Below are 14834 nucleotides of genomic sequence, written 5' to 3'. Positions count from 1 at the left end.
TTCATTGCGGCGCCGTGGCGAGGAGGTTCGGCACCTCTGGTTTGATCTGCTCCGCCTCGATCTTCGGCTTCCAGCGCGATGCCCGGCGATGCGCCTGTGCGACCTGCGTGGCGGTCAGATGCGCGGCGGCCCGCTTGTAGCCCGATCGGGCGTCCTGGCCCCGGGCGCCGGGCTGCCCCGCCGCCAGGAGAAACCAGGCGCAAGCCTTGACCGCGTCTTTCGGCGCGTCCGGGCCTTCGACGTAGATTTCGGCCAGCCGGTTCTGCGCTCGCGGCAGGCCCTGGTTCGCCGAGCGCTCCAGCCACCGGATGGCATCGATCCGCCGGTCCTCGGCGGTATAGCCGGGTTCACCGTTGCGATTGCCGTAGACGATACCGAGATTGAACTGCGCCACGGCATCGCCGAGCTCGGCGTCCCGCTGCAGCCGCCTGATGCTGTCGATCTTCACTGGTGCTCTCCTTGTTCCGGCGGCCCGGCGACCGGAACGCCGGAAGGGCTCAGCGGAGCGGACGACCGATATCCCGGTCGCGCCGCATTCCGGACGCGATTCTCTGCCTTATGGCTATCGATATGGTGTCGGCCAATAGTTATTGCGACCAAAAACATCGCAATCCGGTGAAGAGTTATATTTCTGAATCTCACTCGCATCCGTATGTGGTTGAAATATATCACGTATTCAGCAGTGATTTTGCCGCTTTATTTTTTGCGGATTGATCGTCGTATTTTCTAGGGATCTCAACGACTCTGGTCCATGATTACTGGATCAATTCTGGATATAGAGCTTCGGCTTTTGCCCATTGGGCGCGGCGGAAATCCGGATTCTCTCATCGGAATGCGAAATCGGACGCCCCGTGAATGTCACGGGCCGGCCGGGCCGATGCTTGCGAAAAGAGGAATTCATGGCAACGGGAACCGTCAAATGGTTCGACGCCCAGAGGGGCTTCGGCTTCATCACCCAGGATGACGGGGGCAAGGACGCCTTCGTCCACATCACCGCCGTCGAGCGCGCCGGCCTCGGCCAGCTGACCCAGGGCCAGAAGCTGGGCTTCGATCTGGTCACCGATCAGAGGAGCGGGAAGCCGTCCGCGGACAATCTCAAAGCCGTGGACTGACCGCGCCGGCGCGGTTGCCGCTGCCTTCCTTCATCACTGACTAGACGCCGCCGCATCGGCGCACAGGAGATTTCATGGCCAAAGGGCAGAAACGCAAAAACCGGGAGATCCGGAAGCCGAAGCAGGCGGGGAAGCCGGTGGTTCACGGTGCGACCATGAGCCTGCTGGGCCGGGTGGCGGCCGCGGGCGCGGGCGCCGGCGACGGCAAGAAGAAGAGTTGAGGCCCGGCGCATCGATCATCCTTTTCCGGACCGTCTTCCCGTCGCCGTGCGGCGGGCGGACGGCCGTTCCGATGGAGGCACCGCCGTGACCCAGCCGATCCGTGTGGCCTTCATCGGCAATTCGCTTCCGCGCCGTTGCGGGATCGCGACCTTCACGACCGATCTGCAGCAGGCGGTCGCGGCGTCGGACGCGGTGGCCGACACCTGCATCGCGGCGATGACCGACCCCGGCCGCGCCTATGACTACCCGGCTGCGGTCCGCATCGAGATCGCCGACGACCGGATCGAAGACTATGCCCGGGCGGCCGATGCCCTCAATGCCGGCCAGTTCGACATCGTCTCGCTCCAGCATGAATTCGGCATCTTCGGCGGCGAGGCCGGCGGTCATGTCATGGCGCTGCTGTCGCGCCTGGCCATGCCGGTCGTCACCACGCTCCACACGGTCCTGGCCGAGCCGACGGCGGCGCAGCGGGACGTGCTGAGCCGGATCATCGGCGCATCGGCGCGGGTCGTTGTCATGGCCAGGAAGGGCCGCGACCTGCTGCAGACGGTCTATGGCGTGCCGGCGGACAAGATCGATGTCATCCTGCACGGTATTCCCGACGGGGCTTTCGCCGAGCCCACCGCGGCCAAGGCCAAGCTGGGCTTCGCCGGACGGCCGGTGATCCTGACCTTCGGCCTCCTGTCCCCCAACAAGGGCATCGAGGTCATGATCGATGCCATGCCGGAAATCCTGCGGAGCCGGCCCGACACGATGTATGTCGTGCTCGGCGCGACGCACCCCAACCTGATCCGCGACCAGGGCGAGGTCTACCGCGAAAGCCTGGTGGCCCGGGCGCGGGATCGCGGGGTCGAGGATCATGTCGTGCTGCTCGACCAGTTCGTCGATCTGGCCACGCTGCTCGAGTTCATCTCGATGTGCGACGTCTATGTCACGCCCTATCTCGACGAGGCGCAGATGACGTCGGGGACCCTGGCCTACAGCTTCGGCCTCGGCAAGGCGGTGGTCTCCACGCCCTATTGGCATGCCCGGGAACTGCTGGCCGGCGGCCGCGGCATCCTGGTGCCATTCGGCGACGCCGCGGCCACCGGGACGGCGGTCGCGGGGCTGCTGACCGACGACATCCGGCGCGAGGCGATGCGCCGGCGCGCCTATGCGAGCAGCCGGTCGATGACCTGGGCGCGCACGGCGGAGCAATACCGGGAGGTCTTCGAACGGGCGCGGCGCGGGAATCGGTTCCGGGTGGTCGAGCGGCCCGACCCGCGCGAGCCGATGAGTCTCGGCTTCACGCCACCGGCGACACAGCTCGGCCATTTCCTGTCGATGTGCGACGACACCGGGCTGTTCCAGCATGCGGTGTATTCGGTGCCCGACCGGTCCCACGGCTACTGCGTCGACGACAACGCCCGCGCGCTGCTGGTGGCCTGCGCCCTCAACCATCCTCGCGAGGCGCGTCTGCCTGAGGTTCTGACGGCCCGGCTTGCGGCCTTCGTCCAGCATGCCTGGAATCCCGGCACGCAGCGGTTCCGCAACTTCATGGGTTTCGACCGGCGCTGGCTCGAGGAGAGCGGTTCCGAGGACAGCCACGGCCGGACGCTCTGGGCCCTGGGCGAATGCGCCCGCAACGACGCCAGCGCGTCGCGCCGGCGCTGGGCCGCCGCGCTGTTCGCCGAAGCGCTGCCGGCGGCCGAGGCCTTCGCCTCGCCCCGCGCTTGGGCCTTCACCTTGCTCGGGCTCGAAGCCTATTGCGACGTCGTCGTCGAGGACACCCTCGCCGAACGCGTCCGGTACCACCTGGCCGCAAGGCTGATGTCGATGCTGGCCGCTGTCGAGACCCGGGACTGGACCTGGTTCGAGGACGGCTTGGCCTACGACAATGCAAGGCTGCCGCAGGCCCTGATCGTCACCGGGATGGCCATCCGGTCGGCGGAGTTCGTCGATGCGGGCCTGCGGACCCTGCAGTGGCTGATGTCACTGCAGACGACGCCGGCGGGCGTGTTCCGGCCGGTCGGGTCGAGCAGCTTCGGCGACAGGCGGATGGCGCCGCAGCCCTTCGATCAGCAGCCCCTGGAGGCCACGGCGACGGTCTCCGCCTGCCTGGCGGCGTGGCGCGTGGAGGGTGACCCGGAATGGCGGGCCGATGCGACGCGCGCCTTCGCCTGGTTCTTCGGCGACAACGACCTGTCGCTGCCCCTGGTCGACCCCGAGACCGGCGGCTGCTGCGACGGCTTGCATCCCGACCGGGTGAACGAGAACCAGGGCGGCGAATCGGTCGTCTCCTATCTGCTCAGCCAACTGGAGATGCGCCGCATCGCGCATGTCATGGACGGCCGGGCGAAGTTCGTGCCGCGACTGGCCGAGACATGAGCGCACGTGACCTTCCCTTGGCCTGCCCGAGGACGCCTTGTCGCAAATCACCTTCCTGAACCGGCAGGCTCTCCACCTGCGCCCGGATCCCGCCCGGGTGGTGGTGCGCCCGTTCAAGCCGGCGACCGAGCCACGGAACCTGAATCCCACCGACAAGACCCGTGCGAACCACATCGTCGACCGGGTGCTGGCGCTGGAGCCCGAGGCGGCCGCCGGCCAGCTGGCCGAAGTGCTCGCGAATTTCGAGGGCCGCCACCGCCGCCTGCTGGAGCGGTTCGAGGCCCGGGCGGACGACATGGAGTACGCCTTCGCGGCCCATGCCATGTTCACCAGGACGCAGCGCCAGCTGGTCGGTGCCTATTTCCTGCTCGAATATGCCTTCGAAGCGGCGGCGCTGTTCAACCCCAGCATCGTGCCGCACCCCGACCAGTCCGGTGCGCCGGAGGGCGGGCGCCGTTTCATCCTCAGCCTTCGCGCCGTTGGCGAAGGGCATATCTCGTCGCTGACGTTCCGGTCGGGCTCGATCACGGCCGACGGCAGCCTGACCGTCGATCCGTCCGCCCGGCTCGCCTCCATCCCCGGTGAGGAGCGGCGGACGCCCGGCCCACACGGCGACGAGGTCGAACTGGTCTTTGCGCCGGACGAGGACATCAGCGAGCGGGTGATCTTTCCCGTCACCGTCTCCCAGGCGCACGGCATCGAGGATGCCCGCTTCGTCGAATTCGACGAGGGCGGCCCGAAGATCTTCCGCGCCACCTACACCGCCTACAGCGGCCAGGCGATCCGGTCCGAGATGCTCGAAACCTCCGACTTCGTCTCCTTCCGGATGTTCCCGCTGCGCGGGGACGCCGCCGGCAACAAGGGCATGGCACTGTTTCCCCGCAAGCTCGACGGCTGCTACGCCATGATCGGCAGGCAGGACAACGAGAGCCTCTACCTGATCCATTCGGACGACCTGCGCGTCTGGGACGGCGGCCAGCCGATCCTGAAGCCCCGGTTCCCGTGGGAGTTCGTGCAGATCGGCAATTGCGGATCGCCGATCGAGCTCGACCAGGGCTGGCTGCTGCTGACGCATGGCGTAGGCCCGGTCCGGAGATATTCGATCGGGGCGGTCCTCCTCGACAAGGATGATCCTTCCAAGGTCCTCGCCCGGTCGCGCGAGCCGCTGGTCCGGCCCGAGCCGTCGGAACGCGAAGGCTATGTGCCCAACGTCGTCTACACCTGCGGGGCGATGCGGCATGGCGGCCAGATCATCCTGCCTTATGCGGTCTCCGACACCTTCTCCACACTCGCGACGATCGAGATCGCGGCGCTGCTGCGGGCGATGGAGGGCTGACGGCCGCTCCAACCGCCACCGGCCGCGCATGACAGACATGGAGGCGCAAGATGCAGATGGAGATCAGGCCGACGATATCGGTATGGGACGGGGATCGATGGCTCCGCATCGACACCGGCGCCAAGCTGCTCGACCTGCTGCGGGGCCTGGCCGGCGAGTTGCCGGAGCCCGGTTTCGTCATGCCGCATGACGGCGCAGGACTCGACCCTTCGACGATCGCGCATCGCCGGTTTCAGGAGCTGGTGCGGCTGGTCGAGCGGGAGGGCGAAGCCGGGGCGGAACAGCTCAGCCGGGCCGCAGCGACCTCCGCCGGGGACCTGATCGGCGCCTACCGCCGGGTGTTCATCGGCATCCTGCCCTGATGCCGCTCTCGCCGAGTTGACGGATTGCCCCGGACGGAGATCGCGCTCAGCTTCGATTGATCGACACGCCACCGTCGGCGAGCAAGGCGCTGCCGGTCGTGAAGCTCGATGCGTCCGAAGCGAGGTAGAGCGCCGACTTTGCGATCTCCTCGGGCCGTGCGATGCGCCTCAGCGCGTGGAGCCGTTCGATGAAGGCCAACACCTCGGGACCTGCGCCCGGCGCGTTGGTGACGCTTGCCGGCGTGTCGGTGCCGCCCGGCAGCAATGCGTTGACGCGAACCCCCATCGGCCCGTATTCGGCGGCGAGAACCTGCGCCAATCCGATCAGCCCCGCCTTGCTTGCAGCGTAGGCGGTCATGCCCGGCATGCCCACCGTGTAGCCGACGAATGAGGAGGTCAGAATCAGAGAGCCGCCGCCGCGTTCGATCATCGCGGGCACCTGATATTTGGCACCCAGGAAGGCGCTCGTCAGATTGGTGTCGAGCGTCTCGCGCCAACCCTTGAGTGTCAGGTTGGCAATGGGGCCCATCTCGCCGATGATGCCGGCGTTGTTGAAGGCGATGTCGAGCCCTCCGAATTCGCTTGCCGCCAATTCGACCAAGGATTTCGCATAGGCCTCGTCCTTGACGTCACCGGCAAGGGCTACCGCTTGGCCGTCAGCCTCCCGGATCTCCGCGACGAGCGCGTCGAGTTCGGCTTGGCGCCGCGCCGCGACGACGACCCTGGCGCCTTCGCGCGCGAACAGCAGCGCGGTCGCCCGGCCAATTCCGGAACTGGCCCCGGTCACGATGGCGACTTTTCGAATGAGGGTGGTCATCTCGAAGTCCTTTTTCTTGTTTTGATGCAGAAAAAGTAGAAGGAACTTCTGCCGATCGCACCCCGGATCTTGCTTTCAGTTGATCTTCCGTGGCGAAAACCAAGATTGTTCTTCCGAAGCCGCCTGTGTCGGCGGCGCACTGATCGGGTGCAGGAAATACTCATCCCCACCCAGCGTCATCAGGAGCGTGTGCGCCTGTTCGAGATGACGGCCCGCGATCCGGCGTTCGAAGGGGCCGGGCTCCGCCTCGAATCGGCTGACAAGCTCGGAAGTTGGGGCGTCCGCGTCGGGGTGACGGTAGATCTCGATGGTCGCGGCGCAGGGCGACAGGACCGTGGCCTGCACGAGAAGGTCCAAGCCGTCCTCCGTCACCCGGAAGTTCATCGCGTGCCGCGGCAGCCGTGGATCGTGATCGAGCGCCGAGAGGATCTGCCGGACCGCCGCCGGGGCGACGGCGGCGATCCATCGGATATCGCGATTCTGCAGGGTAAAGTCACGCGTCAGCCGCTCGCTCAACGGCCCGACGATGCCGCGCCCGAAGACGATCAGGTCGAAATCGGCGGCGTCGAACTGTCGGGCGGCTCCCTCAGGATCGGTCGACCCTTGAGCTGGGATGCCGAACGCGAGAAGCGGCCCCACCACGCTCTGGTTGACCGCCGGCGATCGACCGAGAACCAGGACGCGCTGCGAGGGCCGAGGGGAAAGGTACATCATCTCATCCGTCCCTTCATGAACCGGAAGCCTGCATGGCCGAACCGAACGCTCATGGAGCTCTGCATCCCGAACGAATTCTTCCGAAAATCATGGATCTGTCAGTCGGATCATCACACTCGCGCGATCCGAAAAATAAAAAATGGCCCCAGGGCACAAATTTGGAACAGGGTTTTGTTTTGCTCCGTTATCCATCAATCATGAGACATTCCCCGATGCCCAAAAACAGACTGCTCGGCGATCGAGAGCAGTTCGAATGCGCCGCCCATATGACTCGGACGATGCTCGATCAGGTCCTCGCCGAGAGAATGTCGCCAGTGGAGCTGGCGACGTGGCTGCGGCAGCTGATGATGCATTCGGAGGTCCCGATGTCCGACAACGAGAAGAGCGCGATCGTCTGCACGCTGGCCGTTGCTCTGCACGACGATGGCGGCCCCGAATTCAACCCGTCCCGATTGATGGATCTGGTGGACGCCTCGGTCCAGGCGATCGCAATTGGACGTCTGGTCTGAAGGCCGCGCGGCGCGGCGCCCCCGTGTCGTGCCGCAGGCGGGTACGGGCCCGGGCCAACCGGGACCGTATCGTCCCCATCGGGATGCGAAGCTGCTCCGCAGCTTCCTCGTAGGAGGCACCCCAGACCGCCACCATGTCGAGAATCTCTCGATGGTCCTTCGAGAGATTCTGCCAGCGCGCCGCAACCTCCATCACTTCGAGCGTCTGCATTTGCGTCGCCGGCGTGCTGGCGTCCCAGTCGTCGATCGGAATCGTCTTGGCCCGGTTGTGCCTGCTGTCTATGAAATGCGAGAGGTAGAGTCGGCGCATCATCACGACGAGCCAGGCCATCATGTTGGTGCCCGGCTGCCATAGGTGGAGCTTGCGGACCGCGCGGAACAGCGTGTCCTGAACGAGATCGTCCGCATCGGCGGAGTTTCGTGTCAGGAAGATCGCGAGGCGGCGAAGATCCCGGATGCAGGGGACCACGGTCGCGAGAAATTGCCGCTCTGTCGCGGCAGTGATGGTCGACATTGAGAAGCATCCTTCAGTCGTGGCCGCCACCAGGATGATCGGCACGACGGTGCCGGGGCTCATGGCATGACCTATCGAGGAGGGCAGCGCGAGCCGCCTGGCTCGGCCGCCCTTGTCCCGGATTCATGTCGCCGACGTTGATCGGCATGCTGTCGGTGATGTCCGGTTTGCGCCCGCATCGCATCGGCATCCGGCACACTTGACCGAGGGGCCGGGTGCCGATGGTCCAGAGATTTCGAACAACCAAGCGCAGCGTAATCGGCAGCGAAACGGTGGCGCCAGACTCGGAAACTACTCAGACCCGCCCGAGAGGCATCGGAGTCTTGCCTCAGATCAGTGACGGTCGACTACATCCTGCCCATGCCGCCCAGGCCGCCGAGGAGCCAAAGCACGACGAGAACGAGAACAACCAACCCGAGGACGCCGCCGAGTCCTGCGCCACCATAGCGACCGTGGGCGTAGTAGCCGCCGCCGCCGAACAGCAGGATTAGGAGGATGACGATCAGAATTGTGCCCATTGCCATTGCTCCATCAGACGATGATCGCCGTGCGAGAGCCGGGAGCGCCGCTAGATCCTCAGCGCATTCCTGATCGCGTCCTTGACGCGGCCGACGGCGTTCTGGATCTTGCCCTCAGCCTTGTCCGCCCTGCCGCCGGCCCGCAGCTTGGCGTCGCCTGTCACCTCGCCAATGATTTCCTTGACCGAGCCCTTGATCTCCTTCGCCGATCCGGCGATCCGATCCTTGTCCATGACAGCGTTCTCCAAGCAGGGCTGTAGCCACCCGTCGCAAGGCTTCGAAACTCCATGCCTTCGACATTTCCGAGCGTAGCGGGAAGGCGGCGGCGGCGGCAGGCTCGGAATGTACTCAGACCGCGCCGCCTGCGTCGGCCAGGCGCGTCAGCAGCCTAAGCTGCTCTTGCTGGGCGCGCAGCAGCTCCTCGAGATGCTGCGAGCGGATCCGATCCAGCTTCTCGTGAAGCTCCATGATTTCGACCTCGGCTTTCAGGTTGATCTCATAATCGAGACCCGCGGCGACGCGGTCGCGCGCCGCCTGGCGGTTTTGCGACATCATGATGATCGGCGCCTGCAGCGCGGCCAGCATCGAGAGCAGGAGGTTGAGGAAGATGTAGGGGTAGGGATCGAACGCCTCGATAAACCCGGCCAGGATCGCACTGTTGAACAACGCCCAGGCGGCCAGCGTTGCGAGAAACAGCGTGATGAACACCCATGAGCCGCCGAAGGTCGCAACGCGATCGGCGAGCCGGTCGCCGAAGGTCCGCTCCTCCTCGAAGGCGTGATTGACGTTCCGGCTGACCTGGGTGCGCTGGGCGACGCCGGCGATCACCCGGCACTCCCGCTCCGAGAGTCTATCGAAACCGGTGGCGAGAAGCTGTTCGGCCAGCTGGCGCACTTGCGGGTTCATGCCACCCGCCTGAGCGAGCGGCCCGTCCGACGGAGAGGATGGTTTCATGCGCTTGCCGGAGTTCGACGTTGCACCCGAGCTGGCCGGATGACCTGAGCCCCCGCCGGCACTGGATTGGCCCGGCGGTAGGATTCAGGTGGGGACGACACAAGTCGACTTGCAAGCAATTGCGGGCGACTGAGTATTTTCCGAGGATCTGTCGGCTGTTCGTCGGTCGCCCTGCGAATGCAACAAACCCTGCTGACTTGTCGCCGCGCGGCCGAGGCTGGAAATCCAGGTCAGGCGAGCGGTTCGTCGACACCGGTCCAGGCAGCGGCCAGCGCCAGCCGGGCCAGCGCCGGAAGGGACCTCGACCCTGTCTTCTTCATGATCGCGGCGCGATGGTTCTCGACCGTCCGCTGGCTGATGCCGAGGTCCGCGGCGATGTTCTTGCTGGGCTGGCCGGCGAGGACCAGGTCCATGATCTGGCGCTGGCGCGCACTCAGCCCCGCGACGTGGTTGGCCGCGGCCTCCCGCCAGGCGACCAGCTTGTTCGCATCGCGCGATTGTTCGACGGCACGCTCGACGCCGGCGATCAGCTCGCCGGGGCCGACCGGCTTCTCGATGAAGTCCGACGCACCGGCCTTCATGGCCTGGACCGCCATGTGCACGTCGCTGTTGCCGGTGATCATGATGGCCGGCAGCCGATGGCCGGCATCCCTCAGCCGCTGCAGCAGTTCGAGCCCGTTCATCCCGGGCAGGTAGGCGTCGACCAGAAGGCAGGCTGCACGGCCCGGGTGATAGGCCTCAAGGAAGGCCTCGCAAGACGCGTAGTCCTCGACGATCCGGCCGTCCTCCTCGAGCACGCTGCGGATTCCGTCCCGCACATGGCTGTCGTCATCGACGATGAAGATGACGGGTTTGCCCGGGTCGCCGGCCCCTTCGGCAGGGCTTGCGGCATGGGGATGCGCCGAGGATGGCGCCGTCTCCAGCATGCGCTGGATCGCTTGCGCCAACTCCCTCGGCTTCACCGGCTTGTTGAGCTGCACGCAGTCCTGGCGGGCGATGTCGCGCAAGGTGGCGGTCGAGATGTCGCCGGTCAGGATGATGACCGGAAGCCGGCGGCGGAGCCTGTCCCGCAGCTTCGCGGCGACCCGGAGCCCATCCATGCCGCCCGGCAGGTTGTAGTCCGCGAGGATGAGGTCGGGCCGGATCGTCCCCCGCGCCACCAGCTCCAGCGCCGCGGAGCCGTCTGGTGCCGCCGCGGCGCGGTGGCCCTCGTCCCTCAGGAGAAGCTCAAGGAGCTCACGCACCTCGGGATCGTCCTCGACCACCAGGATCGCGCCGGTGCGGGGGACGTTTTCCGCGATCCGGTCATCGCTGCCGTGCCGCTGCGGCTCGGGCGACGGTTCCGTCTCGCTTTGCGGCAGCATGATTTCGACGGCGAAGACCGACCCCTTGCCCGGCTGCGAGCGGACGCGCACCCGATGACCCAGCAGATTCCCCAGGCGCTGCACGATGGAAAGTCCGAGGCCGAGGCCGCGGCTTCGTTCGCGCGCGGCATTGTCGAGCTGATGGTACTCCTCGAAGATCGCCTGCAGTTCCCCGGCCGGAATCCCGACCCCGGTGTCCCAGATCTCGATGCTCAACATCCCCTCGCGCCGACGGCAGCCGAGCAGTACCTTGCCCTGTTTGGTGTATTTCAGCGCATTCGACAGCAGGTTGCGGATCATCTGTTCCAGCAGCCGCGGATCGCTGTGGATCGAAAGGCCGCACGGGACCACGCGCAAGGCGAGCCTCTGCGCCTGCGCGTGGTAGGTGAACTCGTCCTTCAGCCGATCCAGCAGATCGCTGACCGGGAAACGGACCTTCTCCGCACGGACGGTCCCGGCCTCGATCTGGTTGATATCGAGCAGCGCATTCAGCATGCCGGTCATGGCGCCCAGCGTCTCGTCGAGCCGCGCGACCAGCTTCTGCCCCCTCTCACCGTCGACGCTCTTTGCCAGCAGCCCCTGCAGCAGGGCCAGCGTCTGCAGGGGCTGGCGGAGGTCGTGGCTGGCGGCGGCGAGAAAGCGCGACTTCGCCGCGGTCGCCAGCTCCGCCTGCCGCCTGGCCGCCTCCAGCGCGTCCGACGTGTGCCGGCGCTCGGTGATGTCGGCGAAGGTGATGACGACGCCCTCGACCCCGTTGTCCTGGGTGCGATAGGGCAGGATGCGGCGGACATACCAGGCGCCGCTCTGCGCTTCGATCTCCCGTTCGATCGGCGCGAGGGTCTGCAGCACCGCCCTGGCGTCGGTCAGAAGGGCGCCGTCGGCGGCCAGCGAGTGGAGGTCCGCGAGCGGTCGGCCGACATCGCCGGGGATGACGTTGAACAGCGATCTGGTGGCGGGCGTGAAGAAGCGGATGTTGAGGCTGGTGTCGAGGAAGAGCGTCGCGACATCGGTGCTGTACAGCACGTTCTGCAAGTCGTTGGACGTGGTGCGCTGCCGTTCCAGCGTTTCCTGGAGCTGGCTGTTCAGGGCGGTCAGCTCCTCGTTCAGCGACTGCAGCTCCTCCTTCGAGGTGATCAGCTCCTCGTTCGTCGACTGGTACTCCTCGTTGACGGACAGGGCTTCCTCGTTGATCGCCTTCTGCTCCTCGGTCGAGATCTCGAGGTTGCGGATGGTGCCCTGCAGCTCCGCCCTCGTGGCCTCGAGCTCCTGCTCGAGTTCGGCGACCCGCGGACCGCGTCCTGGGGAGGTCGGGCGACCTGCTCCGCGCTCCGGCTTCGGCTCGTCGATGAAGCAGATCAGCAGCAGCTCCTCGCCCTCGCTCTGGACCGGCTGCACGGCGATGCTGAACGAAGTCGGATGGCCATCATGATGGGTCCGGCCGCCGCCGACGACGATGCGCGCATTCTCGTGGCCGGCCCGTTGGATCGCCGCGCGGAGCTTGGTTCGCATGCCCTCCCGCGCCATCGCCAGCAGGTCGTGCGTCGGGTGGCCCGGCGCCATGCGCAGATAGCGGTCCGTCGGCCCCAGGGAGTACAGGCACTCATGCTTGCGGTTGATCAGGACCGCCGCCGGCGCATACGCCTCCATCACCAGCCGCCGGCACAGCTCGGCCAGAACGGCCTGGCGTGAGGGCGCCGGGCCTTGTCCCGGGCGCGCCGGGACCCGGACGCCGTCGCCGGCACCCGCCGAAAATCCGAGATCGCCCGGCCGGCTGCGGCCGATGTGCCGATACAGCCGCTCCGGCTTGGAGATCACGTCGAAGCGGCCGTCGGGATTTCCGATCGTCTCCGAACTGCCGAGCAGCAGGATGCCGCCCTCGCGCAGCGCGAAATGGAACAGCGAGATCACCTTCTCCTGGGCCTCGGGGCGCAGATAGATCAGCAGGTTCCGGCAGGACACCAGGTCGATGCGCGAGAAGGGCGGATCGGCCAGCACATCCTGGACCGTGAAGACCACCGACGCGCGCAGCTCGGGCGACACCCGGTAACCGTAGTCCTCCTTCGAGAAGAAGCGAGCGAGACGGGCCGGCGACACCTCCGACGCGATCGTCTCGGGGTACAACCCCTCGCGAGCCCTGGCGACGGCATCCGGGTCGACATCGGAGGCGAAGACTTGCAGCTTGAGGTCGGGCCTCCTCGCCGAGATCTCTTCGCGGAACAGCATGGCGAGGGAATAGGTCTCCTCGCCGGTGCTGCACCCGGCGATCCAGATGCGCAGCGGGTGGTCGGGTGAGTGTTTGCGGACCAGGTCGGGAACGATCTCCTTCGCGAGACGATCGAACACCTGTTGGTCCCGGAAGAAGCTGGTGACGTTGATCAGCAGGTCCCTGGCCAGCAGGTCGAGCTCGCGGGGATCGCTTTGTAGGATCACGAGATATCGGTCCATGTCGGCGGTTCCGATCGACGCCATCGCCATGCGCCGTTCGATCCGGCGCTGCAACGTCCCCGGCTTGTACAGCGTGAAATCGTGGGCGGTCCTGGTCCGCAGAAGTTCGATGATTTGGGGCAGCCGGATCTGCGCAGCGTCCTGCGGAGCCGAACCGTCAGGCGCACGAATGCCCCCCATCCTTCGGTCGTGGGTCGCGAGCGCATCGGGGATCTTGGCCAAGGGAAGCACAAGATCGACCGCCCCCGTCGTGATCGCGCTCCGCGGCATGCCGTCGTAGCCGGCCTCGTCGGGGTCCTGTGCGATGACGAGTCCGGACGCCTCCTTCACCGACTTCAGCCCGAGGCTGCCGTCGGCCCCGGTTCCTGAAAGGATCACGCAGATGGCGCGCGGACCGTAGGCCTCCGCCATCGAGTGCAGCAGGAAGTCGAACGGCAGCCGCGCGCCGTGACGCGCCTGGGGTTGCGAGAGGTGGAGGGCGCCGTTGCCCACCGACAGATAGGTCCCGGGGGGGATGAGATAGAGGTGCTCGCGCTCGATCGGCATCCCGTCCGCGGCCTGCCGCACGGTCATCGCCGTGTGGCCGGCCAGCAGTTCCACCATCATGCTTTCGTGGGTGGGATCGAGATGCTGGACCAGGATGAAGGCCATGCCGGTCTTGGCGGGCAGGCCGTCCAGCAGCTTCCTGCAGGCATCGAGGCCACCCGCCGAGGCGCCGATCCCGACGACCGGGAAATCCCCGGATGGCGCCGGCGAGGCACGCCGGCTCGATCGCGGCCGGGCCGCTCCGGCCCGCTGCGGACGGCTTCCCGGCATGGTGCGTGGATCTCAAGGGGTTGCCTCCCAATAGGAGGAACATCCCGATACTACCACAGCCGCATCGTGGGGGCGACCTGCAGGCGCCGGGAATGGCGGCCCATACGCCAAGGGCGCGGCAACGGGAGTGGGTCTGCGTAGTTTCCGAGCCTGCCCTCGGCGATCTCGCGCCGGCTATGGTTATAAGTCTGGACGAACCGAGACAGTGCCGGAGGCGACATGAACCAAATGGCAGCGCTCCGCGTCCTGCTCGTGGAAGACGAAGCCGTCATCGCCATGCTGCTGGCCGAAGTGCTCGGCGGGATGGGCTATGAGGTCTGCGCGATCGAGGCCACCGAGGCGGATGCGGTGGCCGCCGCCATGCGGTGCAGGCCGGACCTGATGATCGTCGATGCGCGATTGGGCGCCGGCAGCGGTGTCTCGGCTGTCGAGACGATACTTCGGGCCAGGCCCGTTCCGCACGTGTTCGTCAGCGGCGACCCGTCAAGTGTCCAAGCGCTCAGGCCGGACGCGGTGGTGATGCAGAAGCCTTTTCGGGAAGCCGACCTTGCCCGCGCCATTCAACGCGCGCTCGGTGCCGCACCTGTCCCTTGAAGGACCAGCCGCGCGCGACCGTCACGGAACATGGGGTGGGTTGCCGGCCGTCCGAGCTTTATCATGCCGCATGACGGGGCCGGGATCGAACCCGGCGACGATCGCGCATCGCCGGTTTCAGGAGCTGGTGGACGCCGCTGCGATACCGTCGCGGGGGGGCCGCGCGGCCGCCCGGGCCCGGCCGGCGGGG

General features: G+C 66.7%; 15 protein-coding genes. 7 read left to right on the top strand and 8 right to left on the bottom strand.

Annotated features, from left to right (window positions below; all coding sequences use genetic code 11):
- Position 1 precedes the first annotated feature (1 nt).
- Positions 2-448 (bottom strand): tetratricopeptide repeat protein, encoded by a 447-nt coding sequence (locus tag AAHM41_RS10045; RefSeq protein WP_342236395.1) that lies wholly within the window; start codon positions 446-448, stop codon positions 2-4.
- A gap of 451 nt (positions 449-899) precedes the next feature.
- Between AAHM41_RS10045 and AAHM41_RS10040 the strand changes: the two genes are divergently transcribed.
- The 5 genes from AAHM41_RS10040 to AAHM41_RS10020 all read left to right on the top strand — a co-directional run bounded on the left by AAHM41_RS10040 (position 900) and on the right by AAHM41_RS10020 (position 5399).
- Entirely contained in the window at positions 900-1112 is a 213-nt protein-coding gene (locus tag AAHM41_RS10040; RefSeq protein ID WP_342236394.1) for a cold-shock protein, read from the top strand.
- 74 nt (positions 1113-1186) lie between these two features.
- Positions 1187-1333 (top strand): hypothetical protein, encoded by a 147-nt coding sequence (locus AAHM41_RS10035; RefSeq protein ID WP_342236393.1) that lies wholly within the window; start codon positions 1187-1189, stop codon positions 1331-1333.
- Positions 1334-1418: 85 nt separating this feature from the next.
- Entirely contained in the window at positions 1419-3701 is a 2283-nt protein-coding gene (locus tag AAHM41_RS10030; protein WP_342236392.1) for a glycosyltransferase family 4 protein, read from the top strand.
- Between the two features lie 37 nt (positions 3702-3738).
- Positions 3739-5037, top strand: a complete 1299-nt coding sequence (locus tag AAHM41_RS10025; RefSeq protein WP_342236391.1) for a glycoside hydrolase family 130 protein — start codon at positions 3739-3741, stop codon at positions 5035-5037.
- Positions 5038-5087: 50 nt separating this feature from the next.
- Positions 5088-5399, top strand: coding sequence for a hypothetical protein (locus tag AAHM41_RS10020; RefSeq protein WP_342236390.1), 312 nt, complete (start codon positions 5088-5090; stop codon positions 5397-5399).
- A 46-nt stretch (positions 5400-5445) separates the two neighbouring features.
- Here AAHM41_RS10020 and AAHM41_RS10015 read toward each other — a convergent pair whose 3' ends face one another.
- Together AAHM41_RS10015 and AAHM41_RS10010 are read right to left on the bottom strand one after the other, a co-directional pair.
- A complete protein-coding gene (locus AAHM41_RS10015; protein WP_342236389.1) occupies positions 5446-6216 on the bottom strand; it encodes an SDR family oxidoreductase in 771 nt (256 codons plus the stop codon).
- A gap of 75 nt (positions 6217-6291) precedes the next feature.
- A complete protein-coding gene (locus tag AAHM41_RS10010) occupies positions 6292-6930 on the bottom strand; it encodes a hypothetical protein (protein ID WP_342236388.1) in 639 nt (212 codons plus the stop codon).
- A gap of 32 nt (positions 6931-6962) precedes the next feature.
- Between AAHM41_RS10010 and AAHM41_RS10005 the strand changes: the two genes are divergently transcribed.
- Positions 6963-7439, top strand: coding sequence for a hypothetical protein (locus tag AAHM41_RS10005; protein WP_342236387.1), 477 nt, complete (start codon positions 6963-6965; stop codon positions 7437-7439).
- Here the strand turns inward: AAHM41_RS10005 and AAHM41_RS10000 are convergent.
- The 5 genes from AAHM41_RS10000 to AAHM41_RS09980 form a co-directional block, all read right to left on the bottom strand.
- Entirely contained in the window at positions 7369-8016 is a 648-nt protein-coding gene (locus AAHM41_RS10000) for an RNA polymerase sigma factor (protein WP_342236386.1), read from the bottom strand. The genes AAHM41_RS10005 and AAHM41_RS10000 overlap by 71 nt on opposite strands.
- A gap of 284 nt (positions 8017-8300) precedes the next feature.
- The gene (locus AAHM41_RS09995; protein WP_342236385.1) at positions 8301-8471 is read right to left on the bottom strand and encodes a DUF3309 family protein; all 171 of its coding nucleotides are present in this window, start codon (positions 8469-8471) and stop codon (positions 8301-8303) included.
- Positions 8472-8521: 50 nt separating this feature from the next.
- A complete protein-coding gene (locus tag AAHM41_RS09990) occupies positions 8522-8704 on the bottom strand; it encodes a CsbD family protein (RefSeq protein WP_342236384.1) in 183 nt (60 codons plus the stop codon).
- A 115-nt stretch (positions 8705-8819) separates the two neighbouring features.
- The gene (locus AAHM41_RS09985) at positions 8820-9377 is read right to left on the bottom strand and encodes a DUF1003 domain-containing protein (protein WP_342236383.1); all 558 of its coding nucleotides are present in this window, start codon (positions 9375-9377) and stop codon (positions 8820-8822) included.
- Between the two features lie 278 nt (positions 9378-9655).
- The gene (locus tag AAHM41_RS09980; RefSeq protein WP_342236382.1) at positions 9656-14050 is read right to left on the bottom strand and encodes a chemotaxis protein CheB; all 4395 of its coding nucleotides are present in this window, start codon (positions 14048-14050) and stop codon (positions 9656-9658) included.
- A gap of 219 nt (positions 14051-14269) precedes the next feature.
- On the opposite strand from AAHM41_RS09980, the gene AAHM41_RS09975 reads away from it, so the two are divergent.
- Positions 14270-14644 (top strand): response regulator, encoded by a 375-nt coding sequence (locus AAHM41_RS09975; RefSeq protein ID WP_342236381.1) that lies wholly within the window; start codon positions 14270-14272, stop codon positions 14642-14644.
- Positions 14645-14834 lie beyond the last annotated feature (190 nt).

It is taken from the genome of Inquilinus sp. OTU3971 (assembly GCF_038440215.1).
Note: the sequence above shows the minus strand (reverse complement) of the source record. Positions and strands in the feature narration are given on the sequence as shown.

Bases quoted from the DNA above. Each gene is read 5' to 3' on its own strand.
- AAHM41_RS10040 (WP_342236394.1), top strand. From the start codon at position 900: ATGGCAACGGGAACCGTCAAATGGTTCGACGCCCAGAGGGGCTTCGGC.
- AAHM41_RS10035 (WP_342236393.1), top strand. From the start codon at position 1,187: ATGGCCAAAGGGCAGAAACGCAAAAACCGGGAGATCCGGAAGCCGAAG.
- AAHM41_RS10020 (WP_342236390.1), top strand. From the start codon at position 5,088: ATGCAGATGGAGATCAGGCCGACGATATCGGTATGGGACGGGGATCGA.
- AAHM41_RS10015 (WP_342236389.1), bottom strand. From the start codon at position 6,216: ATGACCACCCTCATTCGAAAAGTCGCCATCGTGACCGGGGCCAGTTCC.
- AAHM41_RS10010 (WP_342236388.1), bottom strand. From the start codon at position 6,930: ATGATGTACCTTTCCCCTCGGCCCTCGCAGCGCGTCCTGGTTCTCGGT.
- AAHM41_RS10005 (WP_342236387.1), top strand. From the start codon at position 6,963: ATGGCCGAACCGAACGCTCATGGAGCTCTGCATCCCGAACGAATTCTT.
- AAHM41_RS10000 (WP_342236386.1), bottom strand. From the start codon at position 8,016: ATGAGCCCCGGCACCGTCGTGCCGATCATCCTGGTGGCGGCCACGACT.
- AAHM41_RS09995 (WP_342236385.1), bottom strand. From the start codon at position 8,471: ATGGGCACAATTCTGATCGTCATCCTCCTAATCCTGCTGTTCGGCGGC.
- AAHM41_RS09990 (WP_342236384.1), bottom strand. From the start codon at position 8,704: ATGGACAAGGATCGGATCGCCGGATCGGCGAAGGAGATCAAGGGCTCG.
- AAHM41_RS09985 (WP_342236383.1), bottom strand. From the start codon at position 9,377: ATGAACCCGCAAGTGCGCCAGCTGGCCGAACAGCTTCTCGCCACCGGT.
- AAHM41_RS09980 (WP_342236382.1), bottom strand. From the start codon at position 14,050: ATGCCGGGAAGCCGTCCGCAGCGGGCCGGAGCGGCCCGGCCGCGATCG.
- AAHM41_RS09975 (WP_342236381.1), top strand. From the start codon at position 14,270: ATGAACCAAATGGCAGCGCTCCGCGTCCTGCTCGTGGAAGACGAAGCC.